The sequence below is a fragment of the Nocardia yamanashiensis genome, assembly GCF_021183565.1.
Classification (GTDB): domain Bacteria; phylum Actinomycetota; class Actinomycetes; order Mycobacteriales; family Mycobacteriaceae; genus Nocardia; species Nocardia yamanashiensis.
This window is the reverse complement of record NZ_CP089226.1, coordinates 6,222,534-6,248,336: the sequence shown is the minus strand read 5'-3', so window position 1 is coordinate 6,248,336 and position 25,803 is coordinate 6,222,534. Positions and strand designations below refer to the sequence as shown.

Below are 25,803 nucleotides of genomic sequence, written 5' to 3'. Positions count from 1 at the left end.
TGGGAAGGATGACCGACTTCGGCATCTATCCAGGCGGTGTCAGCGGTGACGACGCCGGCGGCTTGGCGACCGGGAAACCGGACGATCCGGCCGCCGTCGAGGCCGCGCTCGACGATCTCGGCGTGACGGTGGTGCGGGTCTACACCGCGTTCAAGGACGCGGGCGAGGAATCCTTCTGCAACCCGGCCGATTTCGGGCGTTACGCCACGGCGGGCCGCAAACTCGACCTGGTCGCGCAGTTCCAGTCCCGGTCCGGTGACGTGCCGGGGTATCTGTGCTTCCTGTCGCATCTGGTGCGGGACTACGGGGATCGCATCGCCACGCTGCAGATCACCGAGGAGCCCAATGTGGTGGGCAATGCCACCCTGGACGGCGACTACCCGAATGTCCGGCGCGCCATTATCGAAGGCGTGCAGGCGTTCTCGGGACAGGGTTTCCGTATCGGCTTCAACACCACGCCGCTCTTCGGCCCCGCCGCGAGCTTCGTTCAGGACCTGGTCACCGAGGGCGGGCCGGGGTTCGTGGCGGCACTGGACTACGTCGGGCTCGACGCCTTCCCGGACGTGTTCATGCCCGCCGAGGACCCCGCCGCCGCGCTGTCCTGGCTGCTCGGCATGCATCGCGATCTGCTCGCCAATGCCGGACTGTCCGTGGACATTCCACTGCATCTGACCGAGAACGGCTGGCCCACCGGCCCGGAACGCTCCGAAGCCCGGCAGGCCGAGGTGCTGGCGGGCATCCTCGAAGTGGTGGCCCAGCACGATCTCGGTGCGTACCACCACTTCTCGCTACGCGACGCCGACACGGCGAAGCCGGGCCTTTTCCACCGCTTCGGGCTCATGCGCGACGACTACACCCCGAAACCGGCGTACCAGGTGTACCGCGACCACATCGCGAGGCATTCGGCCTGAATCAGCGGTGGTACTCGGCCAGCAGCACGATCAGGCCGACAATGCCGATCATGGTCATGACGCCGGCCAGCAGCGCCGGCGAGATCAGTCCGAGGACCACGAACGCGCCGGCGCCGGCCAGGGCACCGGTGGCGATGAGGGCCGGGCGCAGCGCGGGGGAACGGGGCAGCCGGGCGATATCCCGGTCGACCTCGGCCTCCAGTTTGGCGGCGCGAACGGTCACGGCGTCGTGCAGGCCGAGTTCGGCGCGGCAGTCCGCGAGCAGCGTGGTGATCGCCGATTTGGCGGTGCGGGCGGTGGCCTTGGACGTGGCTCGCTTGCGCCGCCATTCGGCCTCGCGCAGCCGGATCCACAGCGTTTCGCGATCGTTCGGGCCCAGCACCCGTTCGGCCATGGTCATCAGATCGCGCCAGGTTTCCGCGCCGACGGCCTCCCCGGCGCGTTCGGTGCGGGCCCGGGTATAGGCGAACTGCGCGCGCACGTAGTCCCGATTCGGTTCGAGCGCATTGGCTTTCAGCACGATCGCCATGACCTCCTGCCATTGGGCGGCGGCGCGGTCGTGTTCGCCGGAGGAGGTGAAGCTCTGGGCGCGCGTGACCAGTTTGCGTATCTCCTCGCCAGCAGTGCTCATAGCCCGCCCTCCCCAGGTCACGATGTTTCCCAGGGTATGAGCAAGGTCGTTGCCCGGCAATGAGAAACGGGAGCCCGGCGTCGTGCCGGGCTCCCGTTCCGATGGATCGTCGCGTCAGGCCGGGCGGGCCAGCGGACGCGCCGGGGTGCCGAACAGCTGTGCGTCGGCGTGTGCGCGCTTGAAGAACAGGTGCGCGTCGTGCTCCCAGGTGATGGCGATGCCGCCGTGCATCTGCACCGTCTCCGACACCACGGCGTTGAAGGTGTCGATGGCGTGCAGCCGCGCCGACGCGATATCGATCGGATCCACATGCCCCGCGGCCAGACCCGAAATAGCCAGGTAGGCAATGGAACGCGTGGACTCCACCAGCACGTACATATCGGCCATCCGGTGCTTCAACGCCTGGAAGCTGCCGATCGGCCGCCCGAACTGCACCCGCGACTTCGAGTACTCGACGGTCATGTCCAGGCACTGCTCGGCCGCCCCGAGCTGCTCGGCCACCACTGCGGCCCAGGCGATCTCGCGCAAACGGGTGACATCGAGCGCGCCGAGCGCCCGGCCGGTGACGTTCTCGAAGTCGATGCGCGCCAGGCGACGGGTCGGATCCTGGGTGACCACGATGGTGCGGGTGACGCCCGCGGCCTCGCCGTCCACCTCGAACAGCCCGGAGTCGGTGAGCACCAGCAGCGTGTCCGCGTGCGCGCCGTCGACAACGTAATGGGCGGAGCCCGAGAGGGTTTCGCCGTCGACGGCAACGCCGAACGACTCCCATCCCCGTACCCCGGCCCAGCACAGCGCCAGGGTACGAGCCCCCTCCGCCACCTCCGGCAGCAGCCGCGCATTGGCCTCGGCATTCCCGGCCAGCAGCAGCGCCTGCACGCCCAGCACGGCCGACCCCAGCATCGGCGGAGCCGCGAGCGTCCGCCCGAGCTCCTCCACCACCAGCAGCGACTCGGTCAGCCCGACGCCCACGCCCCCGAATTCCTCCGGAACGGCCAGCGCCGCAACCCCGACCTGCTCGCACAGCAACGTCCACAGCTGCTCGTCGTACCCGCGTTCGCCCTCCAGCCCACGCCGCATAGCCGCGCTGTCCCCGTGCTTGGCCAGCACCGCGCGCACAGTGGTGGCGAGTTCCTGCTGTTCGGCCGTGATGCTCACGCATTCGCTCCCGTCGTATCGAAATGGTGCGCGGCCGAAGCCGGCGCGGTGTAGTCCTCTGCGGCGCGCCGCGGGTCGTGCGCCGCGCTGGGTGCCTCCGGGCGGCCGGTCGGACCGTCGGCGCGGACGAGAGTGCGCGCCGCCCATCCGGCTAGTGACGCGAATCCGCCCTCGGCGCAGGAGCGTTCGAGCCTGCGGGTCGCCCCGGCCGCCGAGATGCTCATGCCACGTTGCCCGCGCGCAGGGCGGCGGCGATGCGGGCGCGGTGTTCGGCCGGGGTACCCCAGGCCGAACGCAGCGCGGTGACCTTGGTCAGCCACAGGGACAGATCGCACTCGGCGGTGTAGCCGATGGCGCCGTGCACCTGGAGGGCGATACGGGCCGCCTGGTACGCCGCTTCGCCGCAGGCCAGCTTGGCGGCGGAGATGTCGCGGGCGCGGGTCTGCACGTCGGCGTCGCCTTCGAGGGTGAGGGCGGCGCGGTAGAGCAGCGGCTGGGCCATCTCCAGGGCGATGGAGACATTGGCCAGATGGTGCTTGATCGACTGGTAGCGGCCGATCGGGGTGCCGAACTGCTGGCGCTGCTTCACGTATTCGACGCTGATGTCGAGCAGCGAGCGGCCCGCGCCGAGCAGCTGCGCGGCGGCGGCGAGCGCGGCGGTGTCGAAGGCGGTTTCGATCGCCGCGGCGACGTCCGCGCCCTCGGCCAGGGTCTCGCCGGGGGTGACGGTGAACAGGCGACGGGCCGCGTCCACCGACTTCACCAGGTCACCGGCGGTCGCGGCGGAGAGCTTGTCACCGTCGGCGACCAGGACCAGATCGGCCAGGTCGGCGTCGAGCGCCACGCGGTCCCCGGACGCCGAAGCGGCGGAACCGATCACGCCCGCGGCGGTGCTCAGCGCGAGCGTGCCGAGCTTGGCCCCCTCGGCGAAGGCGGGCAGCCATTCGGCCGCGAGCGCACCGTCCGGAAGGGCTTGCAGCAGTGCGGGAATCGCGGCGGCGGTCTCCACCAGCGGGCCCGGCACGGCGGCGCGGCCGATCTCGGTGAAGGCCACGATGAGCTCCACCGGACCGGCGCCGAAGCCGCCGTTCTCCTCGGTGACGGTCAGGCCCAGCGCGCCCGCCTCGGCCAGCTGGCCGATGAGCGCGCGCCCGGCGGCGGAATCGCCTGCGCCCCAAGCCCGGACGACGCCCGGGGTCTTGGCGGCCTCGCCCATCTTGCGCAGGCTGGCGGCGAAGTCGTGCTGTTCTGCGGTCAATGCGAATCGCATGTCGTCTCCCTTACCGCGGCAGGCCGAGCAGGCGTTCGGCGATGATATTGCGCTGAATCTCGTTGGTGCCCGCGTAGATCGGGCCCGCGAGCGAGAACAGGAAGCCGTCGGTCCAGGCGGATTCCTGTTCGGCGGCGGCCCCGTGCAGGTCCAGCGCGGTTTCGTGCATGGCGATGTCCAGTTCGGACCAGAACACCTTGTTGACCGAGGATTCCGCGCCCAGCTGACCGCCCTCGGCCAGCCGGGTGACGGTGGCCCAGGTGTTCAGCCGGTACGCCTCCGCCCCGACCCAGGCGTCCACCACGCGATCGCCGATGGCGGTATCGGTGTCGGCGGCCGCCGACTTCCACAGCTCGATCAGCTTCACGACGGTGGCGTTGAACCGGCCGGGGGAGCGCAGCGAGAGCCCGCGCTCGTTGCTGGAGGTCGCCATGGCGACCTTCCAGCCGTTGTTGGCCTCGCCGATCACATCGGAGTCCGGCACGAAAACATTGTCGAGGAAGATCTCCGCGAAGCCCGGCTCGCCGTCCAGCTGCGGAATCGGGCGCACGGTCACGCCTTCCGCGGTCAGCGGGAACATCACGTAGGTGAGCCCGCGATGCCGTTCGGCCTCCGGATCACTGCGGAACAGCCCGAAACCCCAGTCCGCGAACGAGGCCCGCGAGCTCCAGGTCTTCTGCCCGTTGAGCAGCCAGCCGCCCTCGGTGCGCTTGGCGGTGGAGCGGATACCGGCCAGATCGGACCCGGCCTCCGGCTCGGACCACGCCTGCGCCCAGATGTCGTCGGCGCGAGCCATTCTCGGCAGGAACCGGGCCAGCTGCTCCGGGGTGGCGTGCTCGAACAGGGTCGGCGCGAGCAGGAAGATGCCGTTCTGGGAGACGCGACCCGGCGCACCCGCCGCGTAGTACTCCTCCTCGAAGATGACCCATTCGGTCAGCGAGGCGTCCCGGCCGCCGTATTCGGCGGGCCAGGCCACACAGGACAGCCGGGCCTCGGCCAGCTTGGCCTCCCACGCCCGGTGCGCCTCGAACCCCTCCTCGGTGTCCATGGACGGCAGCGGTTCGGCGGGCACGTTGGCGGCCAGGAATTCCCGCACCTCGCGGCGGAATTCCTCGGTCTTGGCGTCGAATTCGAGATCCACTTACTTGGCCCCGTTCCTCTCGGTAGCGGCATCTGATTCCCGGCTCACCGCGGCCGCCTTCATCGACTTGGCGTCCATGCCGCCGAGCGAGCCGGAGCCGATTTCGGCATTGTGGGCGTGCGCGAAATGGTGCAGCCCGAACACGGAATCCATGCCGGCGCGCATACCCATCAGGTCCTCGCACTGGTTGACGGCCTTCTTGGTGAGCGCCAGCCCGAATTGCGGCATCTCCGAGATCTTCTCGGCGAGCGCGATGGTGTGCGATTCCAGTTCCTCGCGCGGCACAACGCGGTTCACCATGCCCCACTCGTAAGCCTGTGCGGCGGTGAAGCGTTCACCGGTGAAAAGGATCTCCTTGGCGCGGCGCGGCCCCAGTACCCACGGGTGCGCGAAGTACTCGACGCCCGGAATGCCCATGCGCACAACCGGATCGGAGAAGAACGCATCCTCGGACGCCACGATCATGTCGCAGGACCAGGCCAGCATGAGCGCACCCGCGATGCACGCGCCCTGCACCATGGCGATGGTCGGCTTGGGGATCTCCCGCCAGCGCCGGCACATGCCCAGGTACACCTCGGACTCGCGGGCGAACCGCTGATCGCCGCCCGGCCGGTCCACGTGGTCCCACCACATGACGGCCTTGTTCTCGTAGGAGATGTGGTGATCGCGTCCCGGCGTCCCGATATCGTGCCCGGCGCTGAAATGCTTTCCGGCCCCGGCGAGCACGATCACCTTGACCTCGGCGTCTTCGACGGCGCGCGTGAAAGCGGCGTCGAGCGCATAGGTCATGACCGAGTTCTGCGCGTTGCGGTAGTCCGGGCGGTTCAGGGTGACGACCGCTATCGGCCCCCGCTTCTCGTAGAGGACGACCTCGCCCTCATCGGGAACGGGTCCCAGTTCCTGGCTCACGCCTTCTCCTCACGTAGTTGCCGCTTGAGCACCTTCCCGGCGGCGCTGTAGGGCAGCGCGTCGCGGAACTCCACGAAGCGCGGCACCTTGAAGTTGGCGAGCAGCGTCTTGGCATGCGCCACCACGTCTTCGGTGGTCAGCGCCGAGCCGGGCTTGCGCACCACGAACGCCTTGCCGACCTCGCCCATGCGCTCGTCCTCGATACCGATGACGGCGGTCTCGGCCACGCCCTCCAGGCGGGCCAGGGCCTGCTCCACCTCGGCGGGGTACACATTGAACCCGCCGGAGATGTACATGTCCTTGAGCCGGTCGGTGATCTTCAGATACCCGCGCTCGTCGATGATCGCGACATCGCCGGTGTGCAGCCAGCCGTCCTTGTCGATGGTGTCCGCGGTGGCCTGCGGATCGTCGAGGTAGCCCAGCATCACCTGCGACCCGCGGATCAGCAGCTCGCCATTGTCGGCCAGTTTGATCTCGAAGTCGCCGATGGCCCGCCCGCAGGTATTGGCGATGGTCTCCGCGTCGTCCTCCGGGCGGCACATGGTGCCGAAACCACCGGACTCCGACAGCCCGTACGCGGTCAGCACCACATCGAATCGCAGTTCGCTGCGCATTCTTTCGATGAGCACGACCGGCACGGTGGCCGCACCGGTGACCGCGACCCGCAGCGACGACAGATCGGCATCGTGGCGCGCCGGATGCTCGAGGATCGTCTGATAGATGGTCGGCGGCCCGGTCAGCACGGTGATGCCCTCGTCGTGCACCAGTCGCATGGTCTCCGGCACGTCGAAGGTGGCTTGCGGGATCACGCTCGCACCGGTCACCAGGCACGCGAGAATGCCTGCCTTGTAACCGAAGTTGTGGAAGAACGGCGGCACCACCAGGTACCGGTCGCTCTGGTTCAGCGTCGCGCACTCGGCCCAGGCCCGCGCGCCCGCCAGCGCCTGCCGGTGCGCGATCAAGGTGCCTTTGCTGCGCCCGGTGGTGCCGGAGGTGAAGAGGATGTCGGACAGATCGTCCGGCCGCACCGATTCGGCCCGCGCCACAACGTCTTCCAGGCTGACCGCCTCAGCGAGCTTGGCCAGCTCCGACCACACGATGGCGTCGGCCACCGGCTCCTCGGTCTCGGACGGGATCACGACGACCGTCTCGATGCCGAGTTCCGGTGCGGCGGCCCGCAGTTCGCTCAGCCGGTCGCGTCCCAGGAAGGTGCCCGCGATGAACAGCGCCTTGGCGTCCACCCGCGACAGCACATCCGCCGCCTCGTCCGCCACATAGCGCGTGTTCAGCGGAACGATGGCCGCACCGACGTAATGCGTGGCGAGCACCGCGGTCACCCAGTGGTGGGTGTTGGGCGCCCAGATGCCGATGCGGTCGCCCCGCTGAATACCGCGCGCTATGAGCGCACGCGCGGTCTCACGGACCGAGTCCAGCAGTTGCGACCAGCTCAGACGGACAGCACCATCGCCGACAGCGGGCGCCTCACCGTAGGTGGCGGCGGCCGCGTGCAGGGCGAGCGGTGTGGTCTGCGGAGGAGATGTCACGGGAGTTCCTGCCGTCCGGGAATGGGTCTAACAAAGCAAGTGCTTGGTAGGTTACTCTACCGACGTGAGCATGATCCAGACCCCCGAACCGGCCACCGGGACTGAGGCCCGCGAGGACGCCGAGTTCCGCACGGAAGTGCGGGAATGGCTGGCCGAGAACCTGAACGGCCAGTTCCGCGAGCTGCGCGGTCTGGGTGGTCCCGGGCGCGAACACGAGGCATTCGAGGAGCGTCTCGAATGGGACCGCGCCCTGGCCGCCGCCGGACTGACCTGCCTGGGCTGGCCCAAGGAGTGGGGCGGCCGCGACGCCACCCTGCGCCAGCAGGTCATCTTCCACGAGGAATACGCCAAGGCCGATGCGCCGAGCCGGGTTTCGCACCTGGGTGAGGAACTGCTCGGCCCGACCGTCATCGCCTTCGGCACCGAAGAGCAGAAGCGGCGGTTCCTGCCCGGCATCCGCAATGTCACCGAACTCTGGTGCCAGGGCTACTCCGAACCGGGCGCGGGCTCGGACCTGGCCGCCGTCACCACCTCCGCCCAGCTCGAGGGCGACGAGTGGGTCATCAACGGCCAGAAGGTCTGGACCTCGCTCGCGCACCTGTCCGACTGGTGCTTCGTGGTGGCTCGCACCGAGAAGGGCTCCAGCCGTCACCACGGCCTGTCCTACCTGCTGGTTCCCATGAAGCAGCCGGGTGTCGAGGTGCGGCCCATCATCCAGCTCACCGGCACCGCGGAATTCAACGAGGTGTTCTTCTCCGACGCCCGCACCTCCGCCGATCTGGTGGTGGGGCAGCCCGGCGACGGCTGGAAGGTCGCCATGGGCACGCTCACCTTCGAGCGCGGCATCTCCACCGTCGGCCAGCAGATCCGCTACGCGCGCGAATTGGCCGATCTGGAAGTGGTCGCCCGCGAGAACGGTTCCATCGACGATCCGATCATCGCCGCCCGCCTGGACCGGGCCTGGGTGGGTCTGCGCGTGCTGCGCGCCCACGTGCTGCGCACCCTGGAGTCCGGCCACGACGGCGCATCGGTCGATGCCCGCACCGCCGCGGGGCAGGCCTCGGTCACCAAGCTGCTGTGGGCCAACTGGCATCGCGATCTGGGCGAGCTGGCCATGGACGTGCTGGGCGCGCCGGGGCTCATCGCCGACGCCAAGGACGACGATCTCAATGCCTGGCAGCGGCTGTTCCTCTTCAGCCGGGCCGACACCATCTACGGCGGCTCCAACGAAGTGCAGCGCAACATCATCTCCGAGCGCGTGCTCGGACTTCCCCGAGAGGCTCGACCGTGAGTGAGCGGAGCGAACGACCAATGAACGCAGCTGATCTGTCCATCGCCCCCGAAATCGTCGGTGGCCACAACCTGCTGGCCGGCAAGGCCGCGGTTGTCACCGCCGCCGCCGGTACCGGCATCGGTTCGGCCACCGCGCGCCGCCTGCTCTCCGAGGGCGCGGACGTCGTGGTCTCCGACTGGCACGAGCGCCGGCTCAAGGAGACCGAAGAGGCGCTGAAGGCCGAATTCCCGGACCGCCGAATCGCTTCCGTGCCGTGCGACGTCAGCTCCACCGAGCAGGTCGACGCGCTGATCGCCGGGGCCGTGGCCGCGCTGGGCCGCATCGACATCATGGTCAACAATGCCGGTCTCGGCGGCGAGGTGCCCGTGGTCGACATGACCGACGAGCAGTGGGACAAGGTCCTTGACATCACCCTCAACGGCACCTTCCGCGCCACCCGCGCGGTGCTGAAGTACTTCCGCGAGGCGGGTCACGGCGGCGTGATCGTCAACAACGCCTCCGTGCTCGGCTGGCGCGCCCAGCACGGCCAGGCCCATTACGCCGCCGCCAAGGCCGGCGTCATGGCGCTCACCCGCTGCTCCGCCGTCGAGGCCGCCGAGTACGGCGTGCGCATCAACGCGGTGGCCCCGTCCATCGCCCGTCACGCCTTCCTGGACAAGGTCACCTCCGCCGATCTCCTCGATCGCCTGGCCGCCGGCGAGGCGTTCGGCCGTGCCGCCGAGCCGTGGGAGGTCGCCGCGACCATCGCCATGCTGGCGAGCGACTACACCACCTACCTCACCGGTGAGGTGGTGTCGATTTCGAGCCAGCGCGCCTGAATCGAAATTGCACTCGCACAACTGAATTAGTGCGTTCGGGCAAAGCGAAAAGCTGTGTCGTCCGGTCGCAGGTTTTCTCACTGCCGCGTTCCCCAGGGGGCGCGGCAGTGCCTATTTCCGACCGAATAAAAATTGGGTGGCGCGGCGTGCGGGGCGTTGTGCCATTCTGGGTTAGGCCGGTTCCGCATAGTCGAAGGGCACGACCCATGGGTCCGGATCGCCGTCAACAATCAACCCCCGAACAAGGCCACGAGGAATTCGAACTCGAGCTCGTGCGCGAGGTCGTGCTCGCGCGCCGAAGACTCGACAATGCCGTGCTGGCCGCGCTCACCCTGGGTGCGGAGCTACTGGAGCACGACTCCGAACGCGCCACCGCCATGCGGGCCGCGCAGATCCTGGAACAGCACGTGGTCGACGAGAGCGATGTCGCCCGCGATCCGCGCGCGGCCTTGCGCGAGGACATGATCCGCGATCGCGACCGGGCGCGCCGCCTGGGCCTGTCCCGGGCGGTCGGGTATTCCGACTCCGATGCGCAACGGCGCCGTCGCAAACGCACGGCGCTGTTGTGTGAAGTACGGGCGGATCTCCTGGAAGTCGTCCGCGCCAGCCAGCGTCAGCACGCCGACCGTCTCACCTTCGCCGACAACATCGCCAAGGGATTGTGCGATGCCACCGACAAATTGGTCGTCGGCGCCGATATGGAGACATATCGGGCCTGGCAACGCGGGATGGTCCTGAAAATAATCGAGGAACCCAACGACGACGGCGGCCCGCCCCGCGTCATGGCAACCGTCGACGCCGGTCCCGGCCGCGACCCCCTCACCGTCGAATGGGACAGCCCGGAACGCAGACTGGCCCTGGTGGCCCGCATGGCCCGCGCCGGCGTCTCCCCGATCATCATCTGCGACCGCCTGCTAGCGGACCTGTCGGTGTCGTCGCCCTTGCGATATTCCGTGCGCTGAACGGGAACCTCGGTGGACCAAGCAAATGCTTGGTTGTATATTGGCGGAGTGACCTCACCAGACCCGACGAAATCAGCACGTCGTAACGAGCTGCTCGGTCTTGCCGCCAACCTCTTCGCCGAGCGGGGACTGCGCGCGACCACGGTTCGTGACATTGCCGACGCCGCCGGGATTCTATCCGGGTCGCTCTACCACCACTTCGATTCCAAAGAAGCCATGGTGGACGAGATTCTGCGCGGCTTCCTCGACGACCTCTTCGGCCGCTACCGCGAGATCGTCGGCTCGGGCCTGCCCGCCCGCGACATCCTCGAAGCCCTGGTGATCGCGTCCTACGAATCGTTCGATCAATTCCACGCCGCCGTCGCCATCTACCAGGCCGAGGCCAAACGCCTCAGCGGCACACCGCGATTCGGCTACATCGACGAGTACAACAAGGAGTTCCGCGAACTCTGGCACCAGGTGCTCGCCAACGGCGTCGAGGACGGCAGCTTCCGCCCCGAGATGGATATCGAACTGGCCTACCGGTTCCTGCGCGACACCGTCTGGGTGTCGGTGCGCTGGTATCAGCCCGGCGGCCGGATCACCGTCGACGCCCTCGCCAAGCAGTACCTCACCATCGTGCTCGACGGGCTCACCGCCCCGGCCGCGCGCGCATAGTTCCAGCCCAGCAGTAGGAGTTCAGAATGTCTGCACCGTCCCGCCGCCAGTACGCGCCCATGCGGGAGGCGTACGTGATCGACTCCGTGCGCACCGCCGTCGGCAAGCGCGGCGGTTCGCTCGCGAGCGTGCACCCGGCCGATCTGGGCGCGGCGGCATTGAACGGTCTGATGGGCCGCAACAAGCTCGACCCGCAGTTCGTCGAGGACGTGGTGTTCGGCTGCTGCGACACCATCGGCCCGCAGGCCGGCAATATCGCCCGCACCGCCTGGCTGGCGGCCGGCTACCCGGAGCACGTCCCCGGCGTGACCGTGGACCGGCAGTGCGGTTCCTCGCAGCAGGCGATCGGCTTCGCGGCGCAGGCCATCATGGCCGGCACCAATGAGATCGTGGTGGCGGGCGGCGTGCAGAACATGAGCGCCATCCCGATCTCGGCGGCCATGCTGGCGGGCCAGCAGTACGGCTTCGACTCGCCGTTCGTCGGCGCGCACGGCTGGGACCACCGCTACGGCACCGGCGAAGTGACGCAGTTCAATTCGGCCCACATGATCGCCGAGAAGTGGGGCATCTCGCGCCGCGATATGGAGGAGTGGGCGCTGCGTTCGCACGAGCGCGCTCGCAAGGCCATCGTGGAGGGCAAGTTCGACAACGAGATCGTCCCGGTGGGCGATTTCTGGATCGACGAGGGCCCGCGCGAGACCACCCTGGAGAAGATGGCCGGCCTGCAGCCGCTGGCCCCGGGCAGCAGCATCACCGCGGCGCTGGCCTCGCAGATCTCCGACGGCGCGTCGGCCACCCTGCTCGCCTCGGACTGGGCGGTCGCCGAATACGGCCTGACCCCGCGCGCTCGCATCCACCACGTGAGCGCGCGCGGCGCGGACCCGATCTACATGCTCACCGCGCCGATCCCGGCCACCAAGTGGGCGCTGGAGAAGACCGGCCTGACCATCGACGACATCGACGTCATCGAGATCAACGAGGCCTTCGCCTCGGTCGTGCTGGCCTGGCTGAAGGAAACCGGCGCGGACCCGGAGAAGGTCAACCGCAACGGCGGCGCCATCGCGCTCGGCCACCCGCTGGGCGCGACCGGCGCCAAGCTGTTCGCCTCGCTGCTCAACGAGCTGGAGCGGGTCAACGGCCGCTACGGCCTGCTCACCATCTGTGAGGGCGGCGGCACCGCGAACGTGACCATTATCGAGCGCCTGGGCTGAGTTCCCGCTGACCTGAGGCTATTTCAGGTCAATGGACCATTTGTATAACGAAAAAGCGAGAGCCCCCGGCCGCCGCTGATTCCGCGTGGAGAATCAGCAAGATCATGGGCGAGAACCTGCCGAGACGGGGGTTCCTGCTGGGGGCCCTCGCCGCTCTCGGGCTCGGCGTCGGCGCGAAAGCCTTCGCCGATCCCTCCCCGCTGCCGCCGTTCCCGCTGCCGGTGCCGCCGATCAACCCGCCGCCGATCACGCCGCTGAACTATCACTCGCCGGTGCTGGCGCCCTTCGTGGACGAGCTGCCCATTATCGAAACCCGGGCCGCGGCAGGGGAATTGGCGGCCCTGGCGGGGATGCACAAATATCACCGCGACCTGCCGGAGACCCGGGCCTGGGGTTTCGGCCGGTCGGTGCTGGGCCCGAATCTCGAAGCGCGGCAGGGGCGGTCGGCGCACCTCAGCTTCCGCAACGAGCTCGGTGCGCACCCGCTGGCCGCGCACGTCGATCTCACCATGCACGGCGTCACCGAGCTGGATCGCACCGATCCGCGATTCACCGTGCACCTGCACGGCGGCGAGAACGCCCCGGACTCGGACGGTCATCCGCTCATCGGCTACCGCAACGGCGGCCGGGCGCACTTCGAATTCGGCAATCGGCAGGAAGCCGCCACGCTCTGGTATCACGATCACGCCATGGGGATCACCCGGCTGAACATTCAAGCCGGGCTCGCCGGAATGTATTACGTACGAGACGATTTCGACACGGGCGCGGCCGACAATCCATTGGGCCTGCCCGCCGGTGAGTTCGAGATCCCGCTCATCGTGCAGGATCGCACCTTCAACGCCGACGGCAGCGTGCAGCCGATGACCGCGACCTACATCCCGGAGGGCTACAACCAATCCGGGCAATTCGGTGACGTGTGCTGTGTGAACGGCGTGGTGTGGCCGTTCCTGCCCGTCCGCCGGACCGTCTACCGCTTCCGGGTGCTCAACGGATCCAATTCCCGCCCATACATTTTCGAGTTCGACAATGGCATGCCGTTCTACGCCATCGGCGGCGATCTGGGCCTGCTCGACGCCCCGGTGCCCACCCCGTCGATCCGGGTCAGTCCCGGCGAAAGAGTCGACCTGCTGGTCGATTTCAGCTTCCTGGGCGACGGCGCCGAGGTGGAGCTGATCAATACCGCCAAGAACGACCTGGGCAATACCGTGTTCATGGCTCCCGAACTGCGCCGCATCATGCGTTTCTCGGTCCGCGGCGACGGCCCGCCCGCCGTCGTTCCAGTCCGCCTCCGGGGCGCTCCCGGACTCCCGGACCTGCTGGACCCGGTCTATCCGCCCGGCCCGGTCCGCACCATGACCCTGATCGGCCTCAACGACGATTCGCGCAGCGCCGCCGTCTTCCCGACCCTGATGTCGCTGAACAATCTCGCCTTCCTGAGCGACGACATCGACATGGCCCGGGCCGGCACCGTCGAACAGTGGGACATCGTCAACACCACCCCCTTCGATCACCCGATCCACATCCACCTGGCCCGCATGCGTGTACTGGGCCGCCAGCCCATCCTCACCTCGCTGTATTGGGCCAATAACTATCCGCCCGCGTACGGAACCCGTTGGGCCCCTTCGGCGGACGCGTACGCCTTCACCCCGCAGCAGCTCCCGCCGCCGTGGGAGTACGGCTGGAAGGACACGGTCGAATGCCCGACCGACACCATCACCCGCGTCGTCGTGCACTGGCCGTCCGTCGCCGAACTCGGCTTCGATCCGGACGCCGTCCTGACCGTCCCGCATGACGCGGAAGCCATCTCCCCGTCCGAATCCGCCCACGGCGCAGCCCATGCCGGCGCGCACGACGAGATCCGCGGCTACGTCTGGCACTGCCACAACCTCGACCACGCCGACCACGACATGATGCAGCGCATCCGGGTCATGTCCGACTGACGCCGGAGGTTTGCCCGAACTACGATGTCCGGGATCGTTTCCCGAACTCATGAGAAAGCGGGCTGGTATGGATCTGGGTGTCCGCTGGAAGCTGCACGGCGGGGACGGGCGCACGCCCGCGCCCGGCGTGGTCGTCACGCCGGACGAGCGGCTGACCTGGCCGCGCACCATCGGCCTGGGCGCCCAGCACGTGGTCGCCATGTTCGGGGCGAGTTTCGTGGCACCGGTGCTGATGGGGCTGGACCCCAATCTGGCCATCATGATGTCGGGCGTCGCGACCATCGTGTTCCTGCTCGCGACCAAGGGCCGGGTGCCGAGCTACCTCGGGTGCTCGCTCTCGTTCGTCGGGGTGGCCGCGGTGATCCGCGCCCAGGGCGGCAGTAGCGCTACGGTTACCGGCGCGTGCCTGGCGGTCGGCGCGGCGCTGTTCCTGATCGGTTTGGCGGTGCAGAAGTTCGGGGCGCGGATCATTCACGCCGCCATGCCGCCGGTGGTCACCGGTGCGGTGGTCATGCTGATCGGCTTCAATCTGGCCCCGGTGACGGCCTCCACCTACTGGCCGCAGGATCAGTGGACGGCCTTACTGGTCATGCTCTTCACCGGTTTGGCCGTGGTCGCGCTGCGCGGATTCTTCGCGCGCATCGCGATCTTCCTCGGCCTGATCTTCGGCTATGGGCTGTCGTGGGTGCTGGACCGGGTGTTCGGCAAGATCCATTCGGCCGACGGCAGCGGCGCGGTGACCGACCATTGGCGACTGGATCTTTCGGCGGTGGGCCAGGCCGACTGGATCGGCCTGCCGCAGCTGCACGCGCCCTCGTTCGAATGGTCGGCCGTGCTGGTCGCCCTGCCCGTGGTGATCGCCCTGGTCGCCGAGAACGCCGGGCACGTCAAGGCCGTCGGCGAGATGACCGGGCGCAATCTGGACGACAAGCTGGGCACCGCCATCGCGGCCGACGGTGTGGGTTCGATGCTCTCGACCGCGGTCGGCGGCCCGCCCAACACCACCTACTCCGAGAACATCGGCGTCATGGCGGCCACCCGGGTGTACTCGACCGCCGCCTATTGGGCCGCAGCGGGTTTCGCCCTGCTGTTCGGCCTGTGCCCCAAGTTCGGCGCCATCGTCGCGGCCATTCCGGGCGGCGTGCTCGGCGGCATCACCGTCATCCTGTACGGCATGATCGGCCTGCTCGGCGCGCAGATCTGGACGAACGCCAAGGTGGACCTACGCAATCCGCTGAACCTGGTGCCCGCGGCCGCCGGCCTGATCATCGGCATCGGCAATGTCAGCATGAAGTTCACCGACAACTTCACCCTGAGCGGCATCGCCCTGGGCACGCTGGTCGTCATCACCGGCTACCACGTGCTGCGGGTCTTCGCCCCCGCCCACTTCAAGGGGGAGGAGCCCCTGCTGGACGAGGGGACCTCCTCCTACGACGAGGCCGGCGGCAAGCCGTGATCCGGTGACTCAGCCCGCCGCCGGTTCGCTCATCAGCTCGCCGGCCTCGGCGATATAGGGCAGCGCCAGCACCGTCCACGAATGGTCGCTCGCGTACGCCGGATGCTGTGAGGCTTCCGGATCGGCCGCGAGCCCCTCCACCCGCGTCCACCGCCCGTCCCCGCACGGCAGCATCTCGGTGTACCGGTAGTGCAGGTGCCCGTGTACGTGCAGGCCCGGCCGCAGCGTCTCCACGACCTTCTGGATCCGGTCCTGGTTCGGGAAGCACTCGGGCTTGTTCTTGCGATTGAACTTGGGTTCGGTGGCGCGCGGCTTGTCATGGGACAGCAGCACATCCACCGGGGAGGCGTCGGCGATCAGCAGCTCGTCGAGCTCGTCGTCGGTCATCTCCTCCTCGGGAAACCACAGCGTGCCCGCCGTCATCGGCTTCCGCCCCGATCCGTAGCGCCGGTGCCGCGCGGCCTGCTCCTCCTTGCGCGCCTCCCGGGCCAGCCGCCACCCCTTGTCGGTGGAGCGCGCCCCGCCGAAGGCCGCGAAAGTGGTTCCCTCCCAGGTCCATCGGTGTCCCCGCGGCGCGTACCGCAGGAACTTGCGGCACACCAGGAACCCTTCCTCGTCCCGGCGTTCGCCGTACAGCTCGTGCAGCAACGAACTCTTGTCGTGGTTCCCGTCCAGGAAGTACACGGTCACCCCGGCCCGCTTGGCCGCCTTGTTCACCACATCGAAGTAGCGCCGCCCCGAGTGCATGTGCTCCCAGGCCCCGAAATCCCCCACGGCGAACACCCGCGCGCAGTCCTGCCGCGTCGCGACCTGGATCAGTTGCAGCGCGTGCGCGGTGTTCCCATGAATATCCCCGACAATCAAGACATTCCCCATGGCCACATGGTCGCAGCCCGCCGCCGTCCCGTCACGCACAATTAGCCCGTGCCGGATCCCGGGGCGCCCAACGCACGAAAACCGCCCCCGGGCGAGAGGATCCGGGGGCGGCTCGTGCGCGACCGGGGGTTCGGCGGTCGCGCAGACGGATCCGGGTGTTCGGCCGGATCCGCTGGGTTGCGCGGCCGATTGTGTCGGGACGCGCAGTCCGGGGCGCCGCGGGGCGTACGGTCCGCGGCGCTGGATGAGAGGTCGGTCAGGCGGTGGCGGAGTCCGTCACCTTGAAGGAGGCCAGGCTGTCGATGCGGGCCACGGCGTCGACGATGATGCGGTCGACGAGTTCCTGCACGGTCGGCAGATCGTCGATGATGCCCGCCACCTGACCGGAGGCCAGCACGCCCGCCTGCGTATTGCCGTCCACCAGACCGGCTTTGAGCAGCATGGCGGTGTTCGCGCCCATGACCACCTGGGACCAGGTGAGGTCCTTGTGCTTGCGGGTGTTCAGGCCCTCGCGGGCCATGGTCGTCCACTTCATGCCGGTCATGTGCTTGAACTTGGCGGCGCTGACCAGGGCGGTGTACAGCCCGCGGATCGGGCCGGAGTGCTCGAGCTTGTTCACCAGTTCGGTGTTCAGCACGCGATGCGGCATGCCGTCGACCTTGACCGACACGGTGGTGTCCTGCAGCCCGCGGGTCAGGTACTCCTGCTTCACCGAATCCGGCACCGAGCTGTCCTGGGTGAGCAGGAAGCGGGTGCCCATGGCGACGCCGGCCGCACCGTAGGACAGCGCGGCGGCGAGGCCGCGGCCGTCGAAGAAGCCGCCGCCGGCGACCACCGGAATGTCCACGGCGTCCAGCACACTCGGCAGCAGCAGGGTGGTCGCGACGGAGCCGGTGTGGCCGCCGCCTTCACCGCCCTGCACGATCACCGCGTCCGCGCCCCAGGAGGCCACCTTCACCGCGTGCTTGGCCGCGCCGATGGACGGCATGACGACCACGCCGTTGTCCTTCAGCTTCGCGATGAGCTCCTTCTTGGGAGCCAGCGCGAAGGAGGCCACCTTGACGCCCTCGCGGATCATCATGTCGCAGCGATCCTCGGCGTCGGACAGGTCGGCGCGAATGTTCACGCCGAAAGGCTTGTCCGTCTTGGCCTTCGTCTTGGCGATGGCCACCTCGAGCTCGTCGAGGTTCATGGTGGCCGAGGCCAGAATGCCGAGGCCGCCCGCATTGGCGGTGGCCGCGACCAGACCCGGACCGGCGACCCAGCCCATACCGGTCTGCACGATCGGATGCTCGATGCCGACCAGCTCGGTCAGCGGAGTCCGCAGCCGCTGCGCGGTCATGCCGTCACTTCCTTCTCCCGGAAGCCCTTGGGGTCCAGCACCGTACGGATGATGGTGAGCTCTTCCTCGGTGGGCAAACGGGTTTCGCCCGCCTCGGCCAGCCCGGCGACCTCGAAGGAGGTGTTCTCGGCGACCTCGTCGGCGCTCACGCCCGGGTGCAGCGACAGCGCGCGCAGGGTGTGATCCGGGCCGTTGAAGTCGAAGACGCCCAGATTCGACACCACGCGATGCAGGTGGTGGAACCGGTAGGCCGGGTTCTCGGGATCGACCTTGTCATAACCGATTCCGGACACGATATCGACCTGGTCCACGAATACCCGCTTGTTGTGCTTGGGCACGAAGTAGCTGGTGGCGTGGTTGATGGTGTTGCCCGGCGCGCCGCGCACACCGAACATCTGCCGGGTCGGCTGCTGCAAAGGACCGAAGGCCGAGAGGTTCTGGTTGCCGAACCGGTCCAGCTGGTTCGCGCCCATCACCACGTGCCGGCGCCCGGAGGCGACCACGTCGAACACCTTGGAGAACGGAATCCAGCCCTCGATGGGCGCCTTGCCGCCGATGGCCGGGACCTCGGCGAAGAACAGCGCCTCACCGTCGGACAGCAGCAGATCCGGCTCGAAGGTCAAGCGCGCCAGCCGCGCACCGATGGTGGTGACGGTCGACATGGGGCTGGCCATGATCTCGCCCGCGCCCCGGAAGATCTCGGCGGCCGCGACAACGCAGATCTCGGCCCGAGTAATCGTGGTGGTCTCGCTCATTACTTCTGCTCCTCGGCGAACGCGCGAACGGCGGCCTGGTACTCGTCCTCGGACACATCCAGGTAGCGCGCCTTGAACTCGGCCCACGACTCGGGCGTCTTGGCGGCCTCGACATAGTGGCGCTGGAACTTCTCGTCGCGCCCGTAGGAGCCGGAGAAGGTGAAGTGCGCGCCGCCGGGGGCCTCGACCACACCGTCGACCATCATGCGATTGAGGATGATGGCCTGCTGCGGAACGGCTTTCACCAGTTCCTCGGTCTCGACCAGCTTGTCCACCGACAGGTAGCGCTTCTCGGCGGCGAGAGCGTACAGGTCGTCGAAGTACGGATCGACGCCGGTGTAGGCGGCATTGCCGTGCTTGTCGCCCAGATCCAGGTGCACGAAGGCGGCGTCCAGCTCCAGCGCCGGCATGGCGACCAGGGTCTCGTTCTTGCCCTCGGTCGGGTACGGCGACTGCACGGTCTGCAGTTCGCCCTCCCAGAAATCGATTACGGCCGAACCCAATCCGGCGCGGATCGGCAGGAACGGCAGGCGCGCGGCGGCGGCCTGCAGACCGCACTTCACCATGCCTTCGTCCATTTCGCGCACGGTGATCGCGCCCTCGGTGCGCGCCTTGGCGAACCACGGGTCGTAGAACGGCGCGGAATCGAGAGATACGAAGCCGTAGTAGGCCTTTCGCACCTTGCCCGCCGAGCACAGCAGACCCAGATCCGGTCCGCCGTAGGTGACGACCGTCAAATCCTTGATATCCGAACGCAGAATGGCCCGCACCAGCGCCATCGGCTTACGCCGGGAACCCCAGCCGCCGAGTCCGATGGTCATTCCGCTCCGCAGTTCGCCGACGATCTCGTCGAGCGTCATCCGCTTGTCGCGCATGGCTTTTACTTCCCCTTCTTCTGCGCCGCGATGTCGTCGTCGAAGCGCGCGCGAATCTCGTCGGCCACGCCCGCGAGGTTGAGCTCCATGGTGAAGCCCTGCTCGAAGCGGTAGGACCGGTGCACGTCCTGCACGTCGATGCCGTTGAGCGCCTTCTTGGCGGCGCGAATCACGCGGCCGTCCTTGTTGGCGATGTTCTTGGCGACTTCCATTGCGGCGGCGTCGAGTTCGGCGCGCGGCACCACCTTGAACACCGAACCGTAGTGGTGCAGCTGCTGTGCGGTCAGCGTGCCCGCGGTGTAGAACATGGTCCGCATCAGATGCTGCGGCACCAGGCGCGCGAGGTGGGTGGCGGCGCCCAGCGCGCCCCGGTCCACCTCGGGCAAGCCGAAGGTGGCGTCGTCGGAGGCCACGATCACGTCCGAGTTGCCGACCAGGCCGATGCCGCCGCCGAGGCAGAAGCCGTTGACGGCGGTGACGACCGGCACCTGGCAGTCGTAGACGGCCGCGAAGGCCTCGAAGCAGCCGTGGTTGGCGCGGATCAGCTTGGTGTGCCCGACGTCGGCGTTCATCTCCTTGATGTCCACACCCGCGTTGAACCCGCGTCCCTCGGCGCGCAGCACCACGACCCGGGTCTCCGGGTTGCGCCCGGCCTCCCGGACGGCGTCGGCCAGGGCGAACCAGCCGTCGGAAGGCAGAGCGTTGACCGGCGGGTAGTCGACAGTGACGACTTCTACGCCCTCGGTTTCGGTGTGACGGATGATCCCCATCGCAAGTCCCATCGTTGGCAAAACAAGCAAGTGCTTGGTAGGTTAGCACGGTGGCAATCGAAGTGAACCTCTCCGGCTCGGTCGTCCTGGTCACCGGTGGCGTCCGGGGCGTCGGGGCCGGTATCTCCCGCGTTTTCCTGGATGCGGGCGCGACCGTGGTCGCCTGCGCGCGCCGGCCGGCGGATGTGCCGGTCGAGTCGAACGGGCGGGGCATCGACTTCCTGCCGTGCGATGTGCGGGACCCGGAATCCGTGCGCGGCCTGATCGACGCGATCGTGGCGAAGTACGGGCGGCTGGACACCGTGGTGAACAATGCCGGCGGCGCCCCGTTCGCCCTGGCCGCCGACGCCAGCGCCAACTTCCACTCCAAGATCGTGCAGCTGAATCTGCTGGCGCCCCTGCTGGTTTCGCAGATCGCCAACGAGGTGATGCAGAAGCAGGAGCGCGGCGGTTCGATCGTGATGATCTCCAGCGTCTCCGGCCATCGCCCGTCGCCCGGCACCGCCGCCTACGGCGCCGCCAAAGCCGGTGTGGACAGCCTGGTTTCGTCGCTCGCCGTCGAATGGGCCCCCAAGGTCCGGATGAACTCCGTCATCGTCGGCCTGGTCAACACCGAGTCCTCCCACCTGCACTACGGCGACGAGGACGGCATCGCCGCCGTCAGCCGCACCGTCCCCATGCAGCGCATGGCCGCCCCCGAAGACATCGGCCGCACCGCCGCCTTCCTGGCCTCCCCCCTGGCCGAATACATCACCGGCGGTTCCCTGCTGGTACACGGCGGCGGCGAAAAACCCGCCTTCCTGGAAGCTTCCACCGCCGATGTCCCCGCCGTCTCCGGCCACTGACCCCGCCCCATGAGCAACCCCACCTCCAATCGCGCCCTTCTCCCCGGCCTCCGTGGAGCGGTCCGCTCCGGCCGAGGTGGCTTGCCCGGGTCTGGAGGGGCAGTCGGCTCCGGCGGTGGCGGCTTGTCCGGCTCTCGTGGAGCGGTCGGCTCCGGCGGTGGCGGCTTGTCCGGCTCTCGTGGAGCGGTCGGCTCCGATCGTGGCTGCTCCCCGAACCTCGTGGGGCGGCCCGCAGCTCTTACCGCTCCCTGTTCCTTCCCTCTGGGGGTGTGGGGGCGTAGCCCCCACAATCCCTTTCACTCACCAGCGAGGTAATCCATATGACTGACAACAAGATCTGTGAAGGCCGCGTCGCCATCGTGACCGGTGCCGGTCGCGGCATCGGTCGTGCGCACGCCCTCGCTTTCGCCGCCGCCGGCGCGAAGGTCGTCGTGAACGACCTCGGCGCCGAACTCGACGGCGCCCCCAGCCCGGATTCCCCGGCCGCCCAGGTGGTCGAGGAGATCAAGGCCCTCGGCGGCGAAGCCGTCGTGAACGGCGACGACATCTCCGACTGGGAGGGCGCGCGCCGCCTCATCGCCTCCGCCGTGGAAGCCTTCGGCCGCCTGGACATCCTGGTCAACAATGCCGGTATCGTCCGCGACCGCATGCTGGTCAACCTCGGCGAGGACGAGTGGGACGCCGTCATCAAGGTGCACCTCAAGGGTCATTTCGCCCCCATGCGGCACGCCGCCGAGTACTGGCGCAACGAGGCCAAGGCGGGCCGCACCCCCGAGGCGCGCATCATCAATACCAGTTCCGGTGCGGGCCTGCTGGGTTCGGTCGGCCAGGGCAACTACGCCGCCGCCAAGTCCGGCATCGCGGGCCTGACCCTGACCGCGGCGGCCGAGTTCGCCCGCTACGGCATCACCGTCAATGCCATCGCCCCGGCCGCGCGCACCCGCATGACCGAGACCGTCTTCGCCGACATGATGGCCGCTCCCGAGGACGGCTTCGACGCCATGGCCCCCGAGAACGTCTCCCCGCTGGTGGTCTGGCTGGGCAGCGCCGATTCGGCCGGCGTCACCGGTCGCATGTTCGAGGTCGAGGGCGGCAAGGTGACGGTGGCCGACGGCTGGCGGCACGGCGTCTCGGTCGACCGCGGCGCTCGCTGGGAGCCGGCCGAACTGGGCCCGGTGGTGCGTGACCTGCTGGCCAAGGCCGTCACCCCGGAGCCCGTCTACGGCGCCTGAGTTCCGCTTCCACCTCTCGCCGACACCCGTCCGGGTGTCGGCGATTCGTGTTTCAGCGCCGGGTAATCCGCTGTTCACCACCTGTTTCCGCACCGGTACCCAGCCCGGCCGGCGGCCCTGCCGGATGCGGCGCGGGGCACCCCGCCCGGGGTAGGTTCGGCGGTGAAGTTGATCGGCTGAGTGGAACGAGGTTTCGGATGGCGCGGGCGCAGCACTACCAATTCGCGCACCGGTTGTTGGCGCACATGGCGCGGTCGCGCGGTGCGGAGCTGGTGAAACGGGTGGCGCCGGAGAATTGGACCGCGGCGCTCACCGATTGGTGGAACGGCCTCGGTTCGACGCTGCCCGCGGCGGATCGGCTGGCGCCCACGGGTTTGAGCGGCCGGCTGATCGAGCGCGACGGGTCGCGCATCGTGCTGGTGACGCTGCCGGAGCCGACCGCCTCGCCGGAGGCGTACTTCGCGGCGTTCGTGGTGCCGCCGGAGGCGGGGGAGTGCCGGTACTACACCCTCGAGTATTCGGTGGATCCGCTCGGCGGCGAACCGTATACGACCCTCGGCCAATGGAGTGACGGCTCTCACATCAATATGGGTCCGGGGCCCGCCCCGACCGCCGAGGCGTTCCTCGATGCCATCGCGCCGCGGGTGCCGCAGCCATAGCCCTCTGTATCCCGAAGTGATGCATACCACTTGGTCGGCCGAAGCGCATGCTCACCCGAGGTGAGCAGGGGATTTGCTGTCCTATAGGTCTGAATTGCCCTTGTTGCACATGTTCACTCGCGCCTCACAAGTGCGAATCCCGCGTTGTGAGGCCCGCGCGTAGCGCCCGGTGAACCCAATTGGCCTGGGCCGCTTGCGGATATTCGATACATGGGGAGATGCGCAGGCGTACGGTTTGTCTCGGCCCCTAAAGCATTCGGGACTTGTGCGGGACCTCGTACACCCTTGTACGATGACCGCGTTCCGCAAAGGCCCGGCTATCGGGGTGGCCGCGTGCTCTGACCCGCACCGACCGCGTGCGGGCGACAAGCCGACTGCGCAGTATCGATGAGGGGATGGCTGGCGCATGATCGTTGGTCGTGCAATGCGCCTGGTGGCAGCGATAGCAGCTGTCGCCGGTACAGCGCTGCTCGGGCCGGTTGCCGCGCTCGCGCAGCCCAACGGGATCGACCTCGAACCGGTGCCCGCCGGGCAGGAGCCCGTGGTGCCCCGATCCCCGCAGTCGCAACAGCCACAACCCGTCGTAGCGCCCGGCGCTGATGCCACAGGCCGACTCGGCGGAAACCCCGCCGACGCGACCGTTTCGGGCACGAACCCGGGCGGCGCGGGTTCGGCCGCCGTGAACCCCACCGGTGCGGGCGCCCCCGGCGTGAATCCCGTTGCCGGACCCCAGGATCTGCTGGCCATATTGTTCGGCGTCGGCTCGGCCGGAGCCGGATCCGCCGGAGCGGGTTCGGCCGCCGTCGGTTCCGCTGGAGCGGGTTCGGCCGCCGTCGGTTCCGCTGGAGTCGGTTCGGCTGGAGTGGGCTCCGCCGGTGTCGGTTCTGCCGGTGTGGGTTCGGCCGGAGTGGGTTCTGCCGGTGTCGGCTCCGCCGGAGTAGGCGGCCTGGCCGGTCTCGGCGCCTTGCTCGGCACCGGTTCCGCCGCTGTCGGTTCGGCGGGTGCGGGCACCGGCTCCGCCGTTCTCGGTACCGGTTCCGCCACCCTCGGCCTCGGCTCGGCGGCCGTCGGAACGGGCTCGGCCGCAGTGGGTTCCGCCGCGGCCGGTACCGGCTCGGCCCTCGGCTCCGCCGGCGCGGGCACCGGTTCGGCCGTGGGCTCCGCCGGAGTCGGCCTCCCCTTGCTGCTCGGAACCGGTTCTGCCGCCGTGGGTTCGGCGGCCACCGGCTCCGGACTCGGCCTGCTGGCCACGCTGCTCGGTACCGGTTCGGCCGCGGTCGGTTCGGCCGCCGTGGGCTCGGCGGCCACCGGATCGGCCGGTCTGCTGGCCTTCTGCACCGGTTCGGCCGCCGTCGGTTCCGCCGGAATCGGTTCGGCGGCAGTGGGTTCCGCCGCCGGTTCCGCGGATGCGGGTTCGACGGCCGGTTCCGCGGCCGTCGGTTCCGCCGCCACCGGCTCGACCGGCGCGGGTTCGGCCGCCGTCGGTTCGGCCGGGGTCGGTTCCGCGGCCACGGGTTCGGCCGCGCTGGGTTCGGCCGCCGTCGGTTCGGCCGGAGTCGGTTCCGCCGCAACGGGTTCCGCCGCGCTGTGCGCCTCACCGCTGCTCCTGCTGTTGATTCCGCTCCCGGCGCCGGCTCCCGAGGCCCCGTCGGTGCCCATCGAGATTCCGCAGGCCCCGCAAGCTCCCGCCCCGGCGGCCCCGGCCGTCGCCGCCCCCGTGGTGGCGCCCGCCGTGGCCGAACCGGAGCCGGCGCCCGCCGCGGCCCCACCGCCGCCGCCCGCCCCGGCTCCCGCACAGGCGCAACCGAATCCGCAGGTGCGACCCACCTCGGCCAATTCCCCGTTGCCGCCCATCAAGACGCTGTCGGTGATCGGCGGCCTGATCGCGCTCACCCTGGCGGGCGCGGGTTCGGGCGCGGTGAGTTTCCAGAGCGCGTCGGCGGCGCAGGGCCGGATCGATGCCGCCCGGGCCGCGTTCTTCGGACCGAGGGTGTGAGGGGACCACGATGACCGAGAGCCGGGCGCAGAGCCATAGCATCGGGTCCTATCGCCGGGTGGCCGCGGCGGTGGACGCGGTGTGCGCGGTGGCCGCCGACTTCGACGCCACCACCCTGGACGAAGTGGTGCTCGCCATTTCCGCCGAACGCCGGCGGCCGATCGAAATCGCCAGTGCCCAACTGGGTCCCGGCGTCTGCGGTCAGCGCCGCAGCTATCCGGAGAAGGACGTGATCGTGCTGGCGTCGGCGCTGCCGTCCCGCGACCACACCCTGGCCCACGAGCTGGGCCACATCGTCTTCGACCATCCGGGCGAGGCGGCGGCCGAGGTGGTGCTGGAGGCCAGCGACGATCTCATCGCCTACATGCTCAGTCAGCGCGCGCATCAGACGGCGGTGGATCTCGGCGAGGACGAGCAGGCGGAATGGGAGGCGGAGACTTTCGCCAGCATGCTCATGACCCGCCTGCGCGTGTTCAACAACCGGGGCGCGGGCGTCTCGGTCCTTCGATTCGATGAGGCTCTCGGATGAGCGGGTCAGGGCACGGAGGAGG

At 68.9% G+C, this 25,803-nt stretch carries 25 protein-coding genes; 13 read left to right on the top strand and 12 right to left on the bottom strand.

The features are described from left to right. Positions 1-8 precede the first annotated feature (8 nt). Positions 9-911, top strand: a complete 903-nt coding sequence (locus LTV02_RS28840; RefSeq protein ID WP_233034983.1) for a hypothetical protein — start codon at positions 9-11, stop codon at positions 909-911. Position 912: 1 nt separating this feature from the next. Here the strand turns inward: LTV02_RS28840 and LTV02_RS28835 are convergent, their stop codons facing one another. The 7 genes from LTV02_RS28835 to LTV02_RS28805 all read right to left on the bottom strand — a co-directional run bounded on the left by LTV02_RS28835 (position 913) and on the right by LTV02_RS28805 (position 7,564). Further along, on the bottom strand, positions 913-1,542 hold the full coding sequence (locus LTV02_RS28835; protein WP_233034982.1) for a hypothetical protein: 630 nt from the start codon (positions 1,540-1,542) through the stop codon (positions 913-915). Positions 1,543-1,656: 114 nt separating this feature from the next. Further along, positions 1,657-2,700, bottom strand: a complete 1,044-nt coding sequence (locus LTV02_RS28830; RefSeq protein WP_233034981.1) for an acyl-CoA dehydrogenase family protein — start codon at positions 2,698-2,700, stop codon at positions 1,657-1,659. Next, positions 2,697-2,924: a hypothetical protein gene (locus LTV02_RS28825; RefSeq protein WP_233034980.1), complete on the bottom strand. Its 228-nt coding sequence runs from the start codon at positions 2,922-2,924 to the stop codon at positions 2,697-2,699. The genes LTV02_RS28830 and LTV02_RS28825 overlap by 4 nt, the downstream gene beginning before the upstream one ends. Beyond that, entirely contained in the window at positions 2,921-3,970 is a 1,050-nt protein-coding gene (locus LTV02_RS28820) for an acyl-CoA dehydrogenase family protein (RefSeq protein ID WP_233034978.1), read from the bottom strand. The genes LTV02_RS28825 and LTV02_RS28820 overlap by 4 nt, the downstream gene beginning before the upstream one ends. Before the next feature lie 10 nt (positions 3,971-3,980). Then, a complete protein-coding gene (locus tag LTV02_RS28815; RefSeq protein WP_233034976.1) occupies positions 3,981-5,111 on the bottom strand; it encodes an acyl-CoA dehydrogenase family protein in 1,131 nt (376 codons plus the stop codon). Then, positions 5,112-6,020 (bottom strand): enoyl-CoA hydratase, encoded by a 909-nt coding sequence (locus LTV02_RS28810; RefSeq protein ID WP_233034974.1) that lies wholly within the window; start codon positions 6,018-6,020, stop codon positions 5,112-5,114. Further along, positions 6,017-7,564, bottom strand: coding sequence for a FadD3 family acyl-CoA ligase (locus tag LTV02_RS28805; RefSeq protein ID WP_233034972.1), 1,548 nt, complete (start codon positions 7,562-7,564; stop codon positions 6,017-6,019). Before LTV02_RS28805 ends, LTV02_RS28810 begins: the two co-directional genes overlap by 4 nt. Positions 7,565-7,634: 70 nt before the next feature. On the opposite strand from LTV02_RS28805, the gene LTV02_RS28800 reads away from it, so the two are divergent. From LTV02_RS28800 to LTV02_RS28770, 7 genes are all read left to right on the top strand, one after another. Beyond that, the gene (locus tag LTV02_RS28800) at positions 7,635-8,855 is read left to right on the top strand and encodes an acyl-CoA dehydrogenase family protein (RefSeq protein WP_233041736.1); all 1,221 of its coding nucleotides are present in this window, start codon (positions 7,635-7,637) and stop codon (positions 8,853-8,855) included. A gap of 20 nt (positions 8,856-8,875) precedes the next feature. Continuing rightward, positions 8,876-9,676, top strand: coding sequence for an SDR family oxidoreductase (locus LTV02_RS28795; protein WP_233034970.1), 801 nt, complete (start codon positions 8,876-8,878; stop codon positions 9,674-9,676). A 272-nt stretch (positions 9,677-9,948) separates the two neighbouring features. Continuing rightward, the gene (locus tag LTV02_RS28790) at positions 9,949-10,638 is read left to right on the top strand and encodes a hypothetical protein (RefSeq protein WP_233034969.1); all 690 of its coding nucleotides are present in this window, start codon (positions 9,949-9,951) and stop codon (positions 10,636-10,638) included. Positions 10,639-10,686: 48 nt separating this feature from the next. Then, positions 10,687-11,295, top strand: coding sequence for a TetR/AcrR family transcriptional regulator (locus LTV02_RS28785; protein ID WP_067718950.1), 609 nt, complete (start codon positions 10,687-10,689; stop codon positions 11,293-11,295). Between the two features lie 59 nt (positions 11,296-11,354). After that, positions 11,355-12,506 (top strand): acetyl-CoA C-acetyltransferase, encoded by a 1,152-nt coding sequence (locus LTV02_RS28780; protein ID WP_067718953.1) that lies wholly within the window; start codon positions 11,355-11,357, stop codon positions 12,504-12,506. A 104-nt stretch (positions 12,507-12,610) separates the two neighbouring features. Then, positions 12,611-14,446 (top strand): multicopper oxidase family protein, encoded by a 1,836-nt coding sequence (locus tag LTV02_RS28775; protein ID WP_233034968.1) that lies wholly within the window; start codon positions 12,611-12,613, stop codon positions 14,444-14,446. A 67-nt stretch (positions 14,447-14,513) separates the two neighbouring features. Next, on the top strand, positions 14,514-15,902 hold the full coding sequence (locus LTV02_RS28770; protein ID WP_067718960.1) for a uracil-xanthine permease family protein: 1,389 nt from the start codon (positions 14,514-14,516) through the stop codon (positions 15,900-15,902). A 9-nt stretch (positions 15,903-15,911) separates the two neighbouring features. Here the strand turns inward: LTV02_RS28770 and LTV02_RS28765 are convergent, their stop codons facing one another. The 5 genes from LTV02_RS28765 to LTV02_RS28745 form a co-directional block, all read right to left on the bottom strand. Further along, the gene (locus LTV02_RS28765) at positions 15,912-16,778 is read right to left on the bottom strand and encodes a metallophosphoesterase family protein (protein WP_233034967.1); all 867 of its coding nucleotides are present in this window, start codon (positions 16,776-16,778) and stop codon (positions 15,912-15,914) included. A gap of 256 nt (positions 16,779-17,034) precedes the next feature. Then, complete coding sequence (locus LTV02_RS28760; protein ID WP_233034966.1) at positions 17,035-18,120, bottom strand: NAD(P)H-dependent flavin oxidoreductase; 1,086 nt, start codon at positions 18,118-18,120, stop codon at positions 17,035-17,037. After that, positions 18,117-18,875, bottom strand: a complete 759-nt coding sequence (locus LTV02_RS28755; protein ID WP_233034965.1) for a CoA-transferase subunit beta — start codon at positions 18,873-18,875, stop codon at positions 18,117-18,119. Before LTV02_RS28755 ends, LTV02_RS28760 begins: the two co-directional genes overlap by 4 nt. Then, complete coding sequence (locus LTV02_RS28750; RefSeq protein ID WP_233034964.1) at positions 18,875-19,750, bottom strand: CoA transferase subunit A; 876 nt, start codon at positions 19,748-19,750, stop codon at positions 18,875-18,877. Before LTV02_RS28750 ends, LTV02_RS28755 begins: the two co-directional genes overlap by 1 nt. 5 nt (positions 19,751-19,755) lie before the next feature. Next, on the bottom strand, positions 19,756-20,520 hold the full coding sequence (locus LTV02_RS28745) for an enoyl-CoA hydratase family protein (RefSeq protein WP_067718967.1): 765 nt from the start codon (positions 20,518-20,520) through the stop codon (positions 19,756-19,758). Between the two features lie 50 nt (positions 20,521-20,570). On the opposite strand from LTV02_RS28745, the gene LTV02_RS28740 reads away from it, so the two are divergent. The 5 genes from LTV02_RS28740 (at position 20,571) to LTV02_RS28720 (ending at position 25,781) form a co-directional block, all read left to right on the top strand. Continuing rightward, entirely contained in the window at positions 20,571-21,365 is a 795-nt protein-coding gene (locus LTV02_RS28740; protein WP_408639268.1) for an SDR family oxidoreductase, read from the top strand. Between the two features lie 320 nt (positions 21,366-21,685). Next, the gene (locus tag LTV02_RS28735; protein WP_233034963.1) at positions 21,686-22,597 is read left to right on the top strand and encodes an SDR family oxidoreductase; all 912 of its coding nucleotides are present in this window, start codon (positions 21,686-21,688) and stop codon (positions 22,595-22,597) included. Positions 22,598-22,794: 197 nt separating this feature from the next. Continuing rightward, a complete protein-coding gene (locus tag LTV02_RS28730) occupies positions 22,795-23,256 on the top strand; it encodes a hypothetical protein (RefSeq protein ID WP_233034962.1) in 462 nt (153 codons plus the stop codon). Between the two features lie 406 nt (positions 23,257-23,662). Next, on the top strand, positions 23,663-25,252 hold the full coding sequence (locus LTV02_RS28725; RefSeq protein WP_233034961.1) for a hypothetical protein: 1,590 nt from the start codon (positions 23,663-23,665) through the stop codon (positions 25,250-25,252). Positions 25,253-25,262: 10 nt separating this feature from the next. After that, positions 25,263-25,781 carry an ImmA/IrrE family metallo-endopeptidase gene (locus LTV02_RS28720; protein WP_067720919.1) on the top strand — a complete coding sequence of 173 codons (519 nt, stop codon included), beginning with the start codon at positions 25,263-25,265 and terminating at the stop codon, positions 25,779-25,781. The last annotated feature ends 22 nt before the right edge of the window (positions 25,782-25,803 follow it).